This window comes from Sphingobacterium bambusae (assembly GCF_033955345.1).
Taxonomy (GTDB): Bacteria; Bacteroidota; Bacteroidia; order Sphingobacteriales; family Sphingobacteriaceae; genus Sphingobacterium; species Sphingobacterium bambusae.
In genome coordinates, this window is sequence record NZ_CP138332.1 from 2,550,891 (window position 1) to 2,569,402 (window position 18,512).

An 18,512-nucleotide genomic window follows, 5' to 3' on the forward strand; every position below is an offset into this window, starting at 1 on the left:
GTTGCGCTTCTATCTAATCTTTATCTGGACGTTCTGCTGTGCAATCTGTTTTGCACAACAGGGCACCATTTCTGGACGGCTCATCGACGGAAAAACAGGTCGTGCTATCCCCTCGGCAAGCATCAGCATCAAATCTGCAGACAAGAAGATTGTCGCTTTTAAGAGCACGGATGCCCAAGGCGCTTTTCATATTCCTTTTTCGAGAGATCGTGCTATCCATACCTTGGAGGTGAACCATTTAGGTTATAAAAAATACAGTATTCCATTACAAGATATTGCAGCGAACTTTGTGATAAGCTTAGAAGAGCAAGCGATCATATTGGAAGATGTGGAGGTAAAGAGCAAGCCAATGATTCGCCGATTGGGCGATACGTTGGCCTATGATGTGGGGCAGTTTGCGCAAGAAGAGGATCGAAGTATAGGCGATGTTATCAAAAGGCTCCCGGGTATGGAAGTATCCGAATCAGGTCGTATAAAATATCAGGGAAAGGAGATTTCAAATTTCTACATCGATGGCGATGACCTTTTAGATGATCGCTATGCCTTGGGTACACGCACCATTCCGCATAGAATGGTGAAGGACATACAGGTACTCAATAATCACGAGCACCTCAAGGTGCTCAAAAACAAACGATTTACCGATCAGGTAGCCCTCAACTTGGTGATCAAAGACGACGCGAAGCTGAAGCTTACCGCAGAAGCGAAAATTGGCGTAGGGCTTCCCAAACAATACGACAGCGAGCTGAACAGCATATTGTTCAACAAGAAATATAAAATGCTGAACGTATTAAATGGCAACAACAGTGGCATTGACCTGAGTAACGAGCTGATCGGTTACAGTCGGGACAACACGCTGGCACGTCTGGGAACGATGCCAATCAACAATTTGCTATCTTTAGGCACAGTGGGCGCGCCTCCTTTGGCCAAGCAACACTATTTCTTTAACAATAGTGGCGCCATCAATACCAATAACCTCTTAAATCTCAAGCGGAATTGGCAGTTGAAATCCAATATACAAGCACTCTATAACCGGAGTCACCAAAACTTTAGCGGACAAAGCGATTTTATAACAGCAACAGAAACCGTTTCCTTTTACGAAACACAGCAAAGCGAATTGGAGGAGTTTCTTGCAGCCATCCGCCTGTCGGCTAATAAAAATGTAGATAAGAAATATATCAGCAACGCCTTGTCCTTGGAGTATGAAAAAGAAAACGACTGGGCCTCCATACGCAGCAATGAGCAGGGAATCGGCGTCAACCGCCAGCACAAGATCCGCGGATTATCCAACCAACTGGAATATGTGCCAGCATTAGCAAATGGAAAAGTCATACAACTAAACTGGTTTCTCAATTACGGATCAAAACCACAATCCATGTATTTGCAGCCCGGAATATTCCCTCATATACTGCATAACGGCCAAGCTTATCAGGAAACGATTCAGCGCTTGGATGTCCCCAACTTCTTCACGCGGATTTCCTCTGGATACCGCTTACCTAAAGGGAAGATCAGCCAATATTATGGGTTCAACGTCAGCCTAGAAAACCAACAGCTGAGTTCAAGCATCGAGATCGACCAAGCGGGCCTTATCAGTCTGGCGGCGCTCGACTCCAGCATCAACAACATGAACTGGCAACGGGGGCAATATATGGGCAACGCCGAATATGGATGGAAAAACAAACGCCTAGAGACCTCGCTTTTGCTTCCTTTCGGATTCCAGCGCACCTCCTACGAGGACGCCAATTATGAGCTCGATGAAGCGCAAAACCGCTGGCTTTTTATGCCACACTTTCGCTTGAAATACCGTGCTTGGCGTGAGGACGAGCTGGACTTTAGCTACAATTTCTCGAACAATTTCGGAAATATCCAAGATGTGTATCGCGGTGTCATTATCCGCAACTACCGTTCGCTATCGCAAAACACCGCAGAAATCAATGAAAGCAACACACATACCCTCGCCTTCAACTATCGACTAAACCGAACATTCGACATGTTATTTTCCAACATCGGTTTAAATTATAGCAGACAACAACGGGAAGCCATGTTGTCTCAGGTCATCAGTAATGACATCTCCCAAACTATTTTACTTCCCATGCCCAACAATGTGCATACGATTAGCGCACAGTTGGGGGCCGACAAGTATGTAATGCCCTTGAAGGGAACCGTCAAACTGAAGACGAACTGGGCCTACACAGAGTTTCAGCAACTTTTTAATGGCTCGTTGCTTCCCTTCCAGAATGTAAGCTATGGCTTGGATCCGCAAATGACCATCAAGCTATGGAAACGCATTGACTTTGCTTATCAGGGGAGTTTGCAATGGTCGGTATCGAAGCAGCGTGATTTCCCAGGTTTTGAAAACAGCATCTTTTCTGCTACGCAGCACATCAGCATTCCTTTTTATCCATTTAAGGGAGCTCATGTCCGTATCAGTGGAAGGCACCTCTACACGCGTCAATCTGTCCAACGCGACCTCAATTACTTCTTTGTGGATGCCTTTGCACGCTACCGTATCTTGAAGTGGAAGACGGATGTCGAGCTACAACTGAGCAATTTGGGCAATATCAAGACTTTCCAAACCTACAGTATATCATCGAACCAACAGTCGCAAAACAACTATGAGTTGCGCGGACGAATGGCTATTCTAAAGGTTATTTTTGCGCTATAACGCTTGGTTTATTCTTCGGTTGCTGCTACAGCTATCTTATAGCAAGAAGGAATGCGGCGATTATGAATAGGCCGCATTCCTTCTTGATCTGCTTTAATCCCACCCAGGATTTTGTTCCAAAACGGTCGGATTTTTTGCTATCTCATCGGTTGGCAAAGGCCATAAATAATCCTTCCTAGGATCGAACCTACGCAACGTTGAAGGTTGTAGTATGATGTAATTCCTTTCATTTACATTGGTGGAAGCAGACCAGCGCAACGTCGGACTGCTGGTATATTCATTAAAGAAATAACTTCCAAGTATGGTCTTTGGCAGTTCTATTTCCGCCGTTTTCCAGCGGATAAGATCCCAATAGCGGAATCCTTCAAAGGCCAATTCAACGTGCCGCTCACGTCGGATCTCGGTCAGCATATCCAATCCGTTTTCATTAACAAAGGTATTTGTCAAAGCCGGCATGTTCGCAAAATTAGGGTTGGTTGTTGTGCCGATATTAACTTGAGGAAGACGAGCTCGCAGCAGATTAATGGAGCGGTTTAGTTCTATATCCGTGATGGAACCATTTAGTTCAAATATAGCCTCGGCATAGTTCAGCAGGACCTCCGCATAGCGCAAAACGGGGCGGTCAATAAAAGATGCTTGGATATTCCAAAATTCCTTGTTCGCATATTTCCTTAGCCCAAAGCCGGTGCCTTGTGTAGAGGGATTGGGGATGGTATAGTTTCCACTTGTGATAAATTCATCGCCGCGTTTGAAAATGGTAAAGGCCATACGAGGATCCTTTTTATTAAAGTAGGAAGCGTGTGTTGTAGTTGCATCGGGCTCTTGATATAAAGGAGACTGTGTTATCGGCAACCCATCGGCCATTAGATAACTTTCCACGAAATTTTGCGTTGGCAAAACGGTATTCCCCTCCAAATAACGTTGTACCGGAGTACTGGAAATACTATTCTCACGGTTAACACCATACACACGAACAATGATATTTTCCCGGTTACTTCTACCCTCACCCGCCTGTTGAAAAAGGTTAAAATAAGCATCGTTAAGCCTTTCGCCCTGTACGCCTGTACGTTCTTGGCTAAAAAGACTGTGTGCGCCCGAAGATATCACCGCTTCCGCGGCTTCCTTGGCTAAGGTCAAATGTCTGCTGTAGTCTCCATAACCGTGGTATTTTGCCCTCGTCCCTTCGAAGAGTGCCACACGTGATTTAAAAGCCATTGCAGCGGTATTCGAAATACGTCCATACTCGCCTGAGGAGACCAACTGATCCGGAGTACGAAGCGATTGAATAGCAAAATCCAAGTCTTCATAGATCAACTGCAACACCTCATCTCTACTGGCTCTTCCCGCATATATTTCCGGATCGTTTACTTCCAGCGGCCTCGTAATCAAGGGAACACCGCCATATGCGCGTAATTTCTCGAAATAATACATCGCTCGGAAAAACCGAGCCTCGCCAACGTACCAATTTACTTGTTGCTCGTTTGCACCGTTTGCCAAAACGAGCGGAGCATTGGCAATAAGATTGTTCGCTTGGTATATCCGGTAATAGTTGTATACCGTGTCTGTTGTGGGCGCAACACGAGAGCCATCGCTGATGGTATTTCCGTTCAACCCTGGGTAAGCGTCTGTTGACCAAGTATCTTCGGCAACCTCGTTAGCGGTTAGTCCTGGAAGCGTCGTGTAAAAGTAATTAGCCGCTAGTCGAAGATCCGCAGTTGTATTCCAGAAGTTATCGTCACTAATGGTCGTTTCTGGTGTAAGATCAACATCACAAGAAACAAACAGGCCAAAAAAAAGTAGGCTAAATAAGGTATAATTTAATAATATCTTCATAACAGGTAGGAATTAAAAATCTAGGTTTAAGCCGAAAGAGATCGTCGTAGAAAAAGGATAAGGGGATATCGAATTTGCCTCTGGACGCATTTCGGGATCGATAATACCCTTGAATACGCCGAGACTAGACACGGTCAACAGGTCCTCACCAGACGCGTAAAACCGAACTCTGGAGAATGGCAGGGCTGGGATACGTTCTTTCCGAAGGGTGTAACCAAGCTGAATATTCTTCAGCCGCGCATAGGCTCCATTTAGAAACCATTTGTCGGAGTTTTGGAAATTCTGGTTTCCCGACAGGAATGGTCGTGGGAAAGCGGCATTGGTATTCTCTGGTGTCCAATAGTCCATTTGGAAACTCATCGGCAAATAGTAGGAAAACAAAGCCGGTTGGATCAATTCGTTGCTAGGCTTAAATTTTCTTTTTGCAATACCTTGCACAAAAACACTAAAGTCAAAATCTTTATAGTTTAGATTCAGATTGAAGCCGTATTGATATCTCGGGTTAATATCGCCTAAGTATACTAGATCACCGGTATCTCCTAGTCGGTTTCCACCAGGACTAATCTCGCCGTCGCCGTCCAAATCCACATAACGCACATCACCCAAGCCGGGTACACCTGCGACATTAAGTATACGCTGGTAACTCGGAGCTTGTTGCAGATCCGCTTCTGTCTGAAAATATCCGTCTGTTTTATATCCCCAGATTGAATTCAACGCGTAGCCTTCCACCAATCCATTGACTCCAGAATTAATGACATCGTTAGCACCGCCATATCGGATCAATCGGTTTTGGTTATCTGCAATATTAGCGGATACACGGTAATTGAAGTCTTCGCCAATTTTGTCACTATACGTCAACGCCGCCTCCCATCCCCAAGTTTTCAATCGGCCTTCGTTGGATTTTGGAATGTTTACGCCTACGGTCTCCGGTAGACTTACCGTGACCAACATATTATTGTTGTATTTATTGTAGTACTCGAAAGCTCCAGTTAATTTCCTGTTGAACATGCCGAAATCAAGACCTATGTTTCGCGTTTCCACGGTTTCCCAAGTAAGACTTGGCGCCGTCAACCGAGCACGATACACATAGGCTTGGCGTGTATCGTTTAAAACCACGTTTGTATTGGACGCGAGCTGATCGATAAAATCGTAGTAGCCTATGCCTATCTGCGACCCGACTTTCCCCCAAGATAATCTAGGTTTAAGCTCCGTGATAATTGATGAAAGTCCGGAGAACCAATTTTCGGAAGCTATGTTCCAGCCAGCAGAAAATGAAGGAAACACCTTCATCCGATTTCCACGCGTCAATTGGGAGCTTTCATCGCCACGGATAGTAGCTTCAAAGAGATATTTGCCGTCAAAATTATAGTTAAAGCGTCCGAAGTAGGATTGCATTTTAGACTCTTCAGCAAACTGCAAATTGGATTTATTCGCTGGATTTGCCGTGAAATTTAAACTTGGACTATCGTTCACATATAGATTGCTGGTCGTCGCATTGACTCTATTGTAGTAGTAATGTATGAACTGGTATCCACCCATTAAATGAAAAGTATGCTTGTCAGCCAACGTGTAGTCATAATCTGCAATAGCCTGAAAATTCTGCCGCAAAGTGTTATGGTTTGTAACACTGTAGTTGTTAGGGTTATTGAGTTGACTTGCCGAAGAGGCTTCTGGCCCAGAATAGAAAGTTACTGTACGCCTGAAGTTTCTATTTTCATAAATCAAGTTCTCTCTCCCGTAGATCGCCTTCAATTCAAAGCCCTTGATTACGTTATTCAAGGTTGCAGTAACCGTATTCATGTAGTTGCTCTTTCGATCACGATTGAAACCTCCATCTTCCAAAAGCGCATAGCCGTATGCTGACGACGAACCGCTCCTATAGTATGTACCGTCTTCGTTAAAAATCGGAAAACGCATGCGCGAGGAGAAGAATTGCCTCAACAAAGAGTTCCCACCTCCTTCGATACCCCATCCTCCGTCTTGAGGGTTGTCGGTTGCTTCATTAATGTAGGAGCTCGCCAAATCGACTTTAAAATACTTATTTACCTGGGCGGAGATATTCGCTCGCGCGTTCCACCTAGAGAAACGATCGTCGCCTACTTTAAACATCCCGGCTTGACTCATGTTTCCGACGGACGTCAAATAACTGATGTTATCGCTGCCGCCAGAAATCTGTAGGTTGTTGTTATAAAGCCCGTAAGCATCTCTCACGACCTGATCGATAAGATTTTCTTGGTTATAGGTGCGCCAAAGACCGTTATCACCCAGCACAAAAGTTGGCCCATTCACGGCATAAAGTAAATCTTCCTCATTGTATTCTGGCGCTAAACCAGCATTGGCACGGGCCAGATTCATGTAGTTCATCTCATCAATGAGCGAGAGCCTCTCGGGAATATTCCCCGGCCGCTGTGAAGCTACATTGCTTAAAACGGCAATTCTTGCCGGTCCTTTTTGTCCCTTTTTAGTTGTTACCAACAGTACGCCCCCGGCAGACTGGGCACCATAAATTGCTGTCGCACCGCCATCCTTTAACACCGAGATATTCTCAATATCATTCGGGTTTAAAGCTGTAAAGGTAGACGTGGCACTTACCACGCCGTCGATGACAATGAGCGGATCCACATTACCGTTGGCCGAAGTTGCCCCACGTACCTGTATGCCGAGACCTTGTGCGCCTGGACGTCCTGAACTCCGGGTGACGACCAATCCTGGAGAAGCACCCTGCAACATATTAGCAACGGTGGGTGAGGGTCTGTTTTGCAGGACTTCTTTGTCAATCTGTGAAACCGCGCTTGTCAAATTAGACTTTTTCTGTGTTCCAAAGCCTACCACGACAACTTCTTCCAAAGTCCCGTCTGCATTTTCTAAGATGATATGTGTTGCCTGAGAACTACTCACATCTTGCGTGAGGTAGCCCACACTTGTAACAGTCAGCGAGGCCGCTTGACCGGAGACGAGGAGCGAAAAGCTCCCTCCACGATCCGTGGTCGTCGCATTTTTAGTCCCTTTTTCTGTAATGGTCGCCCCAACTATTGGAGAACCATCCTTTCCAACAACCTTTCCTGTAACGGTATGCTGATTACTTGGAACGTGTTTCTCAGTCGGCGCAGGTATCAGGTTCGCCGCCAAACTGCCCTTCAAGTAAAAAAATAAAATCGGAAATAGCAGCGCCATTTTAAAACGCGGCCAACATGATTTTGATGTTGCGTAAATTCGGTTCATTCTTGTCTGATTAGTATTATAGCTTTAAGGCAATGCTAGAAACTACAGCAGAACAAAAAAAAAAATAACCGAAATCAATCGTTTGCATCAGTCACGAAAACGTTGTATAAACCTAGAATCTATTTATCATTGAAATCTGGCTTTGTGGAAGGAAGGTCGAGCGGGAAGATTGGCTAATGAACGGTCACAAATGTTCGGGGGTTACACACAGCATTGGCATTTCCATATTGCTCTGGAGAGACTCTATATTTATTAAAAGTGTAAGAACAACGAGATTGGAAAGAGCAATTTTCTAGGAGGATTCCCTCCCAGAAAATATGATGCCTCCAAAAATGATTGAAACGACTAAGGTGAAGTCAAATTGATGTCAATCTCATAACTTCCTGCCTTATAAAAAGCAAAGAGATAGCCGAAGTAAGATGAAGTCCCTCCTATTGGGGACGTTCCTCCCACCCCACCTGCATAATGCAAGATATGTCTTGATCCTGTTAAAGGAAAAGGGAAGCTATTCACATCTATAGTAGCGGAGGTTCCATCCGCCGAAAAAGCAAAATTTTCTGCCATATATTGCGGAATATCTAAAAACGAATTGGACACATATCCCAAGTTATTTATCGGGTAAAAAATCATATCAGATACACGAAGCGGAGTTTCATTATTAAAGTACCTAAAGGTTATTCGATTTCCATCCCCAGTGCGACGTACCACATATGCAGCTGACGTAAATCCCAATCGATAGGGCGACTGCTGCAAAGAGACTCCCGAACTCGCTTGCAAAGTAAGTACCAAGGCCGAATCGATTCGGATTTCTCGGCTTGAATTTTTAACAAGGATATCGACCGTATACCTACCTAAAGGAGTTCTTGCTGTATCCGCTTCGGTGTAGAAAATCAATTGTCCATTGAGCGGATTAATATCGAGGACAGGACGAGCAACAATACGCCGTTTGCGGTTTATCTCATCCAAAGATTGCTCTCCACCAGTGAATACACTATCCCAAAGCGAAACCTCAACTTCATAATTAAATTTGGACATCGCGTCGTTACCGTTTTCATCGCGTATTGCCGCGATTGAAGCGTGAATTGGTAAAGATGAGCCATCTGTGTTGAGCACTGGACCTCGCCACCTTGCTCCACCAACGGGAATTACAGCCTGCCGAGTGTCGTATTGTGCACCGTCGCTTAAAAAACCTGAGGTGTCCATTTTTGAACAAGCAACACAAAGAAAAAATGCGTATAAGATCCCTAAATATTTCAGTTTTAAAATCATAATTTCTATGCTTAATTAGGGTTAAAATTATAGGAGCCTGCAAAGTTCACGTTCGATCGTAAAACATGTAGCCTGGCGTTCCTTGTTATTAAGTTATGGGTTTGCATCTCTGCTCTAAGGTCAGCTGTAAGGTTTGGATAATTTGCTCGTAGCTTTACATACTGTATATAAAGCGCTCCTATCCCCCTTACAAATCCATCTTCTCCTTGACTTTCGAGCCCTCGCAGAAAATCTCCTCGAAGCCCATCTATAAAAATAGCTTCACCATTAGCATTTTGAACGGTCTGTCTGCTCCTTTGGTACGAATCCTGCAACTCGATATCCGTCTGTGGAAAAACCCACATGTTTAAAAAAAGTTGAAGGGTATCAAGAGGGATGTTAGCCAATGTCCTTGGTGGGTCTAAGGCCTCCGTAAATCCAGGGAATGATTTTTGAAAGTGCCTAATACTCAGATTTTTTGCCGCAAAAAAAGTTATGCCCGACTGATTGATTAATGCTTGGCTGTTTGTCAGATCGATAATCCTTAACAAGGAATCAAAATCACCCCGATCTTGATTTTTTAAAGATAAAAAGTCGTACAACAAAAGGTTTTTTTCAGCTTCTGATTGAGCGGCCAAGCCGCCATCCAGGTAATATTCGTCCTGTTTTGAGCAGCTTACGATAGTAACCCATGCCACAACCAGCCCGATCGTGAAGCACGTAATTCTATAAATTGTTTTCATAAGATTTCTTTCATTTTTTATTACTAAAACCATATGGGATAATTCTCGATTAGATTATTGCTCCTCGCGAGGACATTTGGATGTATGGGAAGAGACCAACTGAAATTTTCGTACCAATCCGTCGTGGTAATGCTTGGATGATAGCGAGGCATCTGCCTTGTGCGAACTAAATCGAAAAAGAAATGCCCTTCGCCGATGAGTTCGACCCTTCGCTCCAGTAAGATCGTATCCCGGATATTGCCATCGCCCGCATATATTGGCCTCATGGCCCGCATGCGTACTTTATTCAGTTCCATTGCCGCTTCGGAATTTCGGTTTAACTCTGCCAATGATTCCGCTCGCAACAAGATAATATCAGGTAGTCGTGTAATGATAATATTTGACTCGTTTATGTTTTGGGATAAGGTATCTGCGGAGCCTCCCTGCAGTGTACGGTACTTTCCTAAAAATGGGATATCGCTGTTCCAGGTGCTTTCAATGTACCATACCCCACGGCGAATATCCCGCTGTCCAGTCGGGAAAAGTTGCGTTTTGATAGCCGGCCGCGGTATCAACAGATAGTTTTCAGAGCCTCCGCCTCCATCACTTACATCCCTATACCAAGGCCGTCCCAAAAAGTGTTGATAGAACTGGTTGATTCTCAATTCCGCTTGATCGGAGCTAAAATTTAGTTCAAAAATCCCTTCCCTTGATTTCCCAACAAAGACGCTAATCAAAGAAGCAGAATCCGTTACCATTTGATATTGACCGTTGTCAATCACCTCACTGCACAACTGCTCTGCTTCCTCATAGCGATGTAGCCAAGCCAAGACATGTGCTTTGATCGCCTGCGCAGATCCACGGGTTGCACGGACGGCGCGGTCACCTGTAGCATATTCAACGGCCAAATTAGAGATAGCATAATCTAAATCGTCTATAATCTGTTCAAATATTTGCTGTTGACTCGTTCTGGCTATGGCATCTTGCTGAATACCTTGCAATTGCAAAGGCACATCCCCAAACATCCTCGCCAAAGTAAAATAGGTTAAGGCCCTGATAAATGCGGCCTCGCCGGTATAACGTTCAAATTCTCCGGTACCATATCCCGATATCGTACCCGCCATTTCCAGTATCAAATTGGCCTGAGCAATCACCCGGTAAAAGTCCGTCCAGTCCGTGCCCCCTCCCAATAGTTCGGTACGTGAGTTATTTTGTACCAACGAATATGGGCGGACATTATTTGAGGTTGCGAGCTGATAAATTCCGGAACGGGCTTCGCCGAACATAAACAATTTGTTCGGCAATGCGGTACGCAGCAAATCGTATGCTCCCGCAACGCCTTGGTTGACGTCCATTGGCGTCTGCCAGGCGTTCCCCGCTACGGGTGTCTGTATGATGGGCTGGTCAAGAATACTCGTGCAATTAGCCATAAACAGTGCGGCTAAAGAAATCGCTACGTAACGACATAATTTTAATACTTTCATACCTCTTTTTTCTAAAGTTCAAAACTCAAACCGAAATTAAATCTACGCGGTAAAGGATAGCCGTTTCCTTGATCTATCCCAAAAAAATCAACATTCTCAGGATCCATCCCACTGTATTTGCTTAGGTGGAATAAGTTGTCTACAGCGATGTAAGCCGTTAATCTTCTACCGCCAAACTTATCCAAAAAAGGCTGAGGAAATTCATATCCGAAGCGAAGTGTACGTAAGCGTATAAAGCTTCCATCTTCCAAGAACAGCGAACTTGGCACAGCATAGTTACCTACAAAATCGTAACTTGTAAGTTTCGATCTCCAAGCATTTAGTGTGGGATAACGAGCATTGGTATTATCCGGCGTCCAAATATCCAAGCCGGCAAGATCAGGGAAGTTATCTTGGAAGAATGGATAGTTCACATTCCCCCCTCCGGCCCAACTGGCATCTTGCATTCGGTTGGCCAAAGCACGGTTGTATACTTTTCCTCCAAAAGAATAGACAAACAACGCATCCAACTGAATGGCCGAGTTTCCCGCCATCTGCCACCGAAATGTTTGATTTAGGCTACCGGTTAGTTTAGGATTAGGGTCTCCCATATAAACCAAATCAGCACTATTTTCTCGAAGATCGATCTGATAGTCTCCATTCTGATCCTTCAACCAAATATCACCGCCACGGTACCTACCGCCAAAAAACAATGGGTTTACGTTAGTTCCGGTATAAGGATTAACCGGCACATCAGCATCTGTCGGATAGACGCCTAAATACTCAAAGAGATAAAATCCATTCAATGGTCGGCCAACCATCAAGTAAGGAGCCGGGGATCCTCCACCGGATCGCTGCATACTTCTCCCTAAATCCGGCAACCTTAAGACTTTGTTATTATTTCTTGAGGCCATGAAGGTGATATTGTATTGAAATTTTTTGTCCATAGGAAAGACATAAGCCGTAGCTGAAAATTCGACCCCGGTATTTTCAATAGCACCGCCGTTGATATAAATTCCGCGATAACCTGATGTGCTTGACAAGGGCTGCTCAAACAGATAATCTTCATTAGACCGATAGTAGTAATCTACCGTGCTGGTAACGCGTCCGTTGAAAAGATCCAGGTCCAGTCCTACTCCGTAAGAGGTCGAAGATTCCCAACCCAAATTGGGTAAGGGTATACCGTTTCCCCCTCCATAATTAGGAGCAACAATGGGTAAGCCGTTATATGTCCCTGTTGTATTGTAGCGGCCAAATGCAAGATAATTGTCCTCATACTGCTGACCTACGCGCCCCCAACTTCCTCTTAGCTTACCGAGATATAGCCAGTCCCCCATAGTCTTTTTAACAAAAGATTCCTCTGAGAATAGCCAAGCTGCAGATAAAGAGGGGAAATACCCCCAACGATTATCCCTACCAAACTTGGACGAACCATCTGCACGCCATGTTGCATTCAGCACATATTTACTTTTAAAATCATAGACAAGTCTTCCATAATAGCTCAACAGACCATACGTGAAATTATCCGTTCCCAAACGGATATTGGCTTGAGGGTAGCCTCGAATTACCTGCTGGTTATCCGACGGGCCACCTGTACCACTCCCTAAGATGCTGTTGGTCTCATTGGTATTAATGGTGTTCCCTACGACGACATTAAATGTATGTACTCCTCCAAACGTTTGATTATACCGAATCATGCTTTCGCTCATCAGGGTCAATGCTTCTGATGAAAAATAGCTTGCAGAAGGGCGCATATCATTGTTGATACTGGATGGATTGAAGATGTTCTGTCTTCCAAAAGAGTAGATTGCCGATCCACGAGTACTTAAATTAAGAAAGGGCAATACGTCATAAGCCATCTCTATGCGGGAGATGATCTGTCTATTGAGATTGGTATTTACCGATCTTCCAAAAGCATCGACATACTCCTGAAACAAACCATCGCTTGGAGCTGGATTAAGCGATGAGGTAAATTGATTGCCAATGGTAGCCTGATTGAATTCGCCGCCCCGTCGCCGACTTGCGTCTGTTTGATTTATATTTGCACTGGCCACAATGTTAAACTTCTTTACAGGAATAAACTGCCCATAATAGCTCAATCCATATCGCTTGAACCCTGAGCCTAAAATGATTCCGCCTTCATCATAATAGGTTGCGCCTACCCGATAATTTGCATTTTCGGTTCCTCCCCGAATGCCCAAATTGACATCTTTAAATGTCGCATTACGAATGAATTGACGCTGCCAATCTGTGGAATTGTTGTAAAATGGGTTCAAGCTATCTGTTAATTCAATTGGCATATCAGGAAGCTGCTCACCTCCAAAGTCACGCACATTGATATACTCTTGCCACAGTGCTATTTTCGCATTTCTCTCTGCATTTCCACCTAGCGTTGGCCGTAAAGCAGGAAAATAGGAGGTTCCATACATGGTATTTAGCGATACGATCGGTTTCCCGATATTTCCGCGCTTTGTCTTGATCAAAATGACACCGTTTGCACCGCGAGAACCATAAATGGCCGTAGAAGCGGCATCCTTCAGGATGTCAATCGACTCCACGTCATACGGATTTATACCCGCCAATATGCTCGTCAACTGTTGTGTGGGATCCGATGGATTAAAATTGTCCTGCTCCATAGGCACACCGTCAATCACAAATAAGGGCATGCTTATCACATTGGAATTAGCCTCTCGAGACATTGCTGCAAGACCGCGTACCTGAATATTGCTAGCACCGCCCGGCATACCACTGTTGTTCTGTACCAATACTCCCGGAGCCAGACCTTGAAGCAAACTTTCTATTGTCGCTCCGGGTCTATTTTGAATCTGAGTCCCTTTTACGCTTGAAATCGAACTGGTTACCAAGCGCCTGGACTGCTCTCCATATCCCACAGAAACCACCTCGACCTCCTCTATCAATCCCATTTCCGCAATCAATGTAATGTTGACTGTCGCTTCTGTTTTCAAAATACGCTCCTGTCGTACATATCCAATATTTGTAAAAACGAGTGTATCTCCGGGGCTCGCCATGATACGATAAGCTCCGTCTCTTCCCGAAGCAACTTGTATTCCCCTTTGTTTTACTTGAACAGAAACACCTTGTAGGCTCTTCCCGTCATTATCCGTAATCTTCCCAGAAACAAAACTTTGCTGGGTTTGTTGTACAGCTTTTGTACGGCGAACAATTATCGCCTTATTTTGGATCAAACATTCCAAATCCGTTTCACGAAAAAGGAGCTCTAACACTGCATCCAGTGGTCGATTACTTACATGTAGAGTCATGGGTTTGATATCCATAATATCCCGATCCTCATAAACGAAAGAAAAACCTGTTTGCTGTGTTATCGCCAACATTATCTGCTTCAAAGAGGTATTGGAAATACTTAGACTTATACGTTGCGCATTGGCAATAGCAACAGACCCCATTATGAAGAGTAGATAGAACAAGCCAATCAGCCTCACTGAGCCCCTGACCCTTCTATTGGTAAAACTACGTATGCCAACATATCGTTTTCGTGTAATTTTCATTAATAGTTGATAGTTTTTACAATACAGATTGCTACAGGACCTGTTCCTCGAAGGATACATAATTAGGTCGCCCTGTGCTCGGTATTGTTTTGGTTATAAACTCGGTTAGTTAATTTTCTGTAGATCGAAACTTCTCTAGTAGTTAGCAACATAACGAGAGTTATTCCTCGATCAACAGTATACATAATTTCATTTTAGTATTAATCTATAGTACTTACCCTCCTTTCTTCAATTTTGAATTTAATCCCTGTTTTCCATTCGATAGCCTGCAGGACAGATGATAGTTTTGCATCGCGTCGAACCATGGCTGAGAGGCGCACATCTTTAAAAGCGCCCATGTCGACTTCGACATCATACCAGCGTGATATCTGTCTCCCAAACTCCAACAGCGTTTGGTTATCCACAAAATAGACCCCCGATTTCCACGAAGAGACCTCCACGCTATTGACCTGCTTAACCATTACATGTGAATCAGCGGTAATTATCGCCTGTTGCCCAGGCGATAGTTTCGTCTGTTTACATGATGGACATGGGCTTATATTAATCTGCCCACTATTGAGTGTAATGTAATATCGTCCGTCATCCGCGTAACTATTCACGTTGAAGCTCGTTCCCAAAACTTCGACACGTTGCCGTCCTACTTGCACTACGAAAGGTTTTGTCGGGTCTTTAGAAACATCAAGAAACAGTTCTCCTTGCACCGTTACTAAGCGTTCATTATCCTCGAATTTCGACGGATAAGATATCGATGAGGAGGCATTGAGCCACACACGTGTGCCATCCGGAAGCTGCGCCTGATAATGAGCCGCTTTTGCTGTCTCAAGTGTTAGTTGTTGTATATCTTTTAGGGTCAGTAGCTCCTCTCCGTCCTCATAGTGAATAGCCTCGTCTCCTGAGGCAATTCCATTTTCATGAGCCGACAAAACAATGGTTTTACCTTCCGATGTGCGGAGGACAGCTTTATTGGATGGGGGCATGACATCATCCCCGTAGGGAGATGAAACAGGTATGGACACGAGCTCTTTAGGACGATCATTGGTATAGCGATACACTGCGAGCCCTAAAAAAGCAAATAGGCAGACGGTTGCTGCAACTGCAAGCAACCGTTTAGGGCTATACGTTTTCTTCATCTGTTGATGTAGCGTATCGTTCACCTGCATCAAACGTGTAAGCTGCAGAGCAGACAAGTGATCACACTCATTTTCAACCCGTTCCAATTCTACAGCGATAAGCGTCCTTAACTCCGATTCATCTGCGGAATCGAAGGCACAGAATAGCTCTTGCAGCTCGCATGCGCTACAATTCTTATCGAGAAATTTGCAAAAAAGCACATGTAGTCGTTGTTCGCTTTCCATATCGGCCATTTATTCCAATATGCTTCAGCGACAATAACACACTACTCTGAAAGAAAATATTTTTAAATTTTAGTCAAGCATCAGCAAGGCGATCAACTTCACGAGTGTCCGTCCTTGGGATTTGGATACATATTCCTTGACGAAGGCCGTCGCTTTCACCAAATGGTTACTAACGGTGGAACTAGAGATTTCCAACATTTTAGCCGCTTCCTCGTAGCGAAGCCCTTTTATTCGACACAGCTCAAAGACCTTGCGTCGTTTTTCGGGCAAGAGCGCTACCGCCTCTTTTAAGAGCGCCAAACTTTCTTTTAGTATCATGTTTTCTTCAGTATGCAGGTAGCCTTCTTCGAAAATTTGTGCAATATGTTGCTGTAGCTTGGCTGTACGAGCCAACTTACGGTAATATTGGTAAACACAGTTTTCTGCAACTTTGTAAATCCAACCTCTAAAACATTGATCCGGATTTATACGATGACGGTTATCCCAAAGAATGATGAATGTTTCCTGCAGCAACTCTATTGACAAATCCTCCGATCCGGTGAGTCGAAGTAGACGACCATAGATACGCGGGCTATAGTGATTATAGAGGCTGTCGAAGGCACGTCTATTATCGTCCTTCAGCTTTCGTAGCAGTTGCTCTTCTTGTTCTATGGGATGTATTTGTTTCATGATCCGACGGAATCAAATTTATAAAACAAAAATTAAAAAAAACAAAAACAGAAAAACGAAAATGTAGAGAAAAGCACAACGCACCGGATAGTTTTAACTGAAACCAGCAATTGCGCCCCAAAGGGTATTCAAATTAGGAGGTACCCCCTTAAGTTATTATACAGATTAAAGCCCAAGTTAAAGGGGCTTTAATCTGTGTTTTCTCAAACTGTCAAAGTCAGTGCGATCAAATCTTAACAGAACCACGAAACCCTCGGGCTCCGTAATAGGAATCGGCACCGTTATGGTAGGTGAATACCTGATCATAACGGCGATCACAGAAAATAGCGCCGCCATGTTTCCTAATTTCTGGGGGCGTCGCAACCCAACTGGAGGTCTTCAGATCAAAATTTCCAAGTTGTTGAAGCTGTCTATATTCCTCCTCCGTCAAGATGTCTATACCAATCTCCTGCGCCATGTCTAGTGCACAGTTTTCCGGCTTATTGGCTTTTCTAGCGTCTAGCGCTTTTCGGTCGTAGCAAATACTACGGCGTCCTTTGGGGCTTTCGGGCGAGCAGTCGTAGAAAATAAATGCGCCGCTCACCGAGTCGAACGCAACAACATCGGGCTCACCTTCGGTACGCTCCATTTCGGACAAGATGGCGAGTTTTTCTGGGTGCTGCTCCAGTCGCTGCTTAACATCTTCCCACTGAAGATCTGGGTGCCGCAACATATTTTTATGGAAGCGATCGGCCAAAACGGTTAAAAGCTCAGCTGTTTCTTTTGGATCAAGCTCTACATTACTATTTTTCATATTGCCCTGTTTTACATACTGTAATGGAAGTTATTCTATTTATAATGGCGCTGTTGATCAGCATAACAAAAGTAATTATTATCCTCTTATTTTCGAACAGCCAAAACTTCCTAATTGTTTACCAATTCTTGCCTTTCATTTGTAGTGTCAACAAAACAGCTCATGATTATACAAAAATTAAATTTTACCCTACTCATCATCACTTTTATGACCGTTTACGCCAACGCGCAGATCAGCCCTCCAGGACTTGGCGACGGCCGTACGACATCCTGGTTTGCCATAGGGGCAAGGCAAGATTTAAACCGTGAAAAAACTTGGCAATCCATGAGCTATTTAGGATTCGGCAGGAAGAGCAACCCTGATAACACGAATCTACTTTTCAAACCTGCGATCTCGGTGCTCAACCAAGAGTTTTACCATCCTTTCCGAAAACATTGGCAAACGTCCTTCGCGCTGAGCTATCGACGGCAGCAGGAATACGAGGAAACCTATTCCTTTGCTACGAAGGAACCTTCCTTACAGCAGGAGTTCCGTATGTACGCAAGGCTCTCCCGATCCATCAAGATAAAGCGATTTACGTTGACGCCCACCATACGGCAGGAAATTAGACGTTTTTTTCAGCCTAATTTCGGCAACACGACGGAACCCCTACAACTCCGTTCTCGTTTGCGCATGCAGTTGTCGACAACTATTGATGCGGAAAAGGAGCACAAGCTCATACTGAGTTCTGAGCAGCTATTTTCGATTAAACAAGCTAACGATAGCAAGGAATGGTCGAGCTTCAGCTACAACGAAAGCCGATTTATGTTATACTACAGCTATTCCCCAAAAGATGCAAACCTGATTTTTGATGTAGGATATATGCACAATCTTATCGGTCAACATGCGCCATCTAGCGTACATTATCTCGCCTTCGATGTGGTCTTGAAAAACCCCTTTCATACTTTTAAGGAGCATGGTGCACCATAAAGAATAAGAAAAAAAACAGGCGCTAGTTTGACCATAAATCGTTAATTTC

General features: G+C 44.3%; 11 protein-coding genes. 2 read left to right on the forward strand and 9 right to left on the reverse strand.

Going from position 1 to position 18,512, the window contains the following annotated elements; translation table 11 throughout:
- The first annotated feature begins 1 nt into the window (after nucleotide 1).
- A complete protein-coding gene (locus SCB77_RS10620; protein WP_320186413.1) occupies nucleotides 2-2,662 on the forward strand; it encodes a carboxypeptidase-like regulatory domain-containing protein in 2,661 nt (886 codons plus the stop codon).
- A 93-nt stretch (nucleotides 2,663-2,755) separates the two neighbouring features.
- On the opposite strand, the gene SCB77_RS10625 is transcribed toward SCB77_RS10620, so the two are convergent.
- From SCB77_RS10625 to SCB77_RS10665, 9 genes are all read right to left on the reverse strand, one after another.
- Complete coding sequence (locus SCB77_RS10625) at nucleotides 2,756-4,495, reverse strand: RagB/SusD family nutrient uptake outer membrane protein (RefSeq protein WP_320186414.1); 1,740 nt, start codon at nucleotides 4,493-4,495, stop codon at nucleotides 2,756-2,758.
- 12 nt (nucleotides 4,496-4,507) lie between these two features.
- Complete coding sequence (locus tag SCB77_RS10630; RefSeq protein WP_320186415.1) at nucleotides 4,508-7,669, reverse strand: SusC/RagA family TonB-linked outer membrane protein; 3,162 nt, start codon at nucleotides 7,667-7,669, stop codon at nucleotides 4,508-4,510.
- A gap of 393 nt (nucleotides 7,670-8,062) precedes the next feature.
- The gene (locus SCB77_RS10635; RefSeq protein ID WP_320186416.1) at nucleotides 8,063-8,986 is read right to left on the reverse strand and encodes a DUF5007 domain-containing protein; all 924 of its coding nucleotides are present in this window, start codon (nucleotides 8,984-8,986) and stop codon (nucleotides 8,063-8,065) included.
- A gap of 11 nt (nucleotides 8,987-8,997) precedes the next feature.
- Nucleotides 8,998-9,708, reverse strand: coding sequence for a hypothetical protein (locus tag SCB77_RS10640; protein WP_320186417.1), 711 nt, complete (start codon nucleotides 9,706-9,708; stop codon nucleotides 8,998-9,000).
- Nucleotides 9,709-9,731: 23 nt separating this feature from the next.
- Nucleotides 9,732-11,171, reverse strand: a complete 1,440-nt coding sequence (locus SCB77_RS10645; protein ID WP_320186418.1) for a RagB/SusD family nutrient uptake outer membrane protein — start codon at nucleotides 11,169-11,171, stop codon at nucleotides 9,732-9,734.
- A gap of 11 nt (nucleotides 11,172-11,182) precedes the next feature.
- Nucleotides 11,183-14,677 (reverse strand): SusC/RagA family TonB-linked outer membrane protein, encoded by a 3,495-nt coding sequence (locus tag SCB77_RS10650; RefSeq protein WP_320186419.1) that lies wholly within the window; start codon nucleotides 14,675-14,677, stop codon nucleotides 11,183-11,185.
- Nucleotides 14,678-14,877: 200 nt separating this feature from the next.
- A complete protein-coding gene (locus SCB77_RS10655) occupies nucleotides 14,878-16,032 on the reverse strand; it encodes a FecR family protein (protein WP_320186420.1) in 1,155 nt (384 codons plus the stop codon).
- A gap of 69 nt (nucleotides 16,033-16,101) precedes the next feature.
- Entirely contained in the window at nucleotides 16,102-16,701 is a 600-nt protein-coding gene (locus tag SCB77_RS10660) for an RNA polymerase sigma factor (RefSeq protein WP_320186421.1), read from the reverse strand.
- 226 nt (nucleotides 16,702-16,927) lie between these two features.
- Nucleotides 16,928-17,494 (reverse strand): DUF4256 domain-containing protein, encoded by a 567-nt coding sequence (locus SCB77_RS10665; RefSeq protein ID WP_320186422.1) that lies wholly within the window; start codon nucleotides 17,492-17,494, stop codon nucleotides 16,928-16,930.
- Nucleotides 17,495-17,656: 162 nt separating this feature from the next.
- On the opposite strand from SCB77_RS10665, the gene SCB77_RS10670 reads away from it, so the two are divergent.
- On the forward strand, nucleotides 17,657-18,463 hold the full coding sequence (locus SCB77_RS10670) for a DUF2490 domain-containing protein (RefSeq protein WP_320186423.1): 807 nt from the start codon (nucleotides 17,657-17,659) through the stop codon (nucleotides 18,461-18,463).
- Nucleotides 18,464-18,512 lie beyond the last annotated feature (49 nt).

Bases quoted from the DNA above. Each gene is read 5' to 3' on its own strand.
- SCB77_RS10630 (WP_320186415.1), bottom strand. From the start codon at position 7,669: ATGGCGCTGCTATTTCCGATTTTATTTTTTTACTTGAAGGGCAGTTTG.
- SCB77_RS10640 (WP_320186417.1), bottom strand. From the start codon at position 9,708: ATGAAAACAATTTATAGAATTACGTGCTTCACGATCGGGCTGGTTGTG.
- SCB77_RS10660 (WP_320186421.1), bottom strand. From the start codon at position 16,701: ATGAAACAAATACATCCCATAGAACAAGAAGAGCAACTGCTACGAAAG.
- SCB77_RS10655 (WP_320186420.1), bottom strand. From the start codon at position 16,032: ATGGAAAGCGAACAACGACTACATGTGCTTTTTTGCAAATTTCTCGAT.
- SCB77_RS10635 (WP_320186416.1), bottom strand. From the start codon at position 8,986: ATGATTTTAAAACTGAAATATTTAGGGATCTTATACGCATTTTTTCTT.
- SCB77_RS10665 (WP_320186422.1), bottom strand. From the start codon at position 17,494: ATGAAAAATAGTAATGTAGAGCTTGATCCAAAAGAAACAGCTGAGCTT.
- SCB77_RS10645 (WP_320186418.1), bottom strand. From the start codon at position 11,171: ATGAAAGTATTAAAATTATGTCGTTACGTAGCGATTTCTTTAGCCGCA.
- SCB77_RS10625 (WP_320186414.1), bottom strand. From the start codon at position 4,495: ATGAAGATATTATTAAATTATACCTTATTTAGCCTACTTTTTTTTGGC.
- SCB77_RS10650 (WP_320186419.1), bottom strand. From the start codon at position 14,677: ATGAAAATTACACGAAAACGATATGTTGGCATACGTAGTTTTACCAAT.
- SCB77_RS10670 (WP_320186423.1), top strand. From the start codon at position 17,657: ATGATTATACAAAAATTAAATTTTACCCTACTCATCATCACTTTTATG.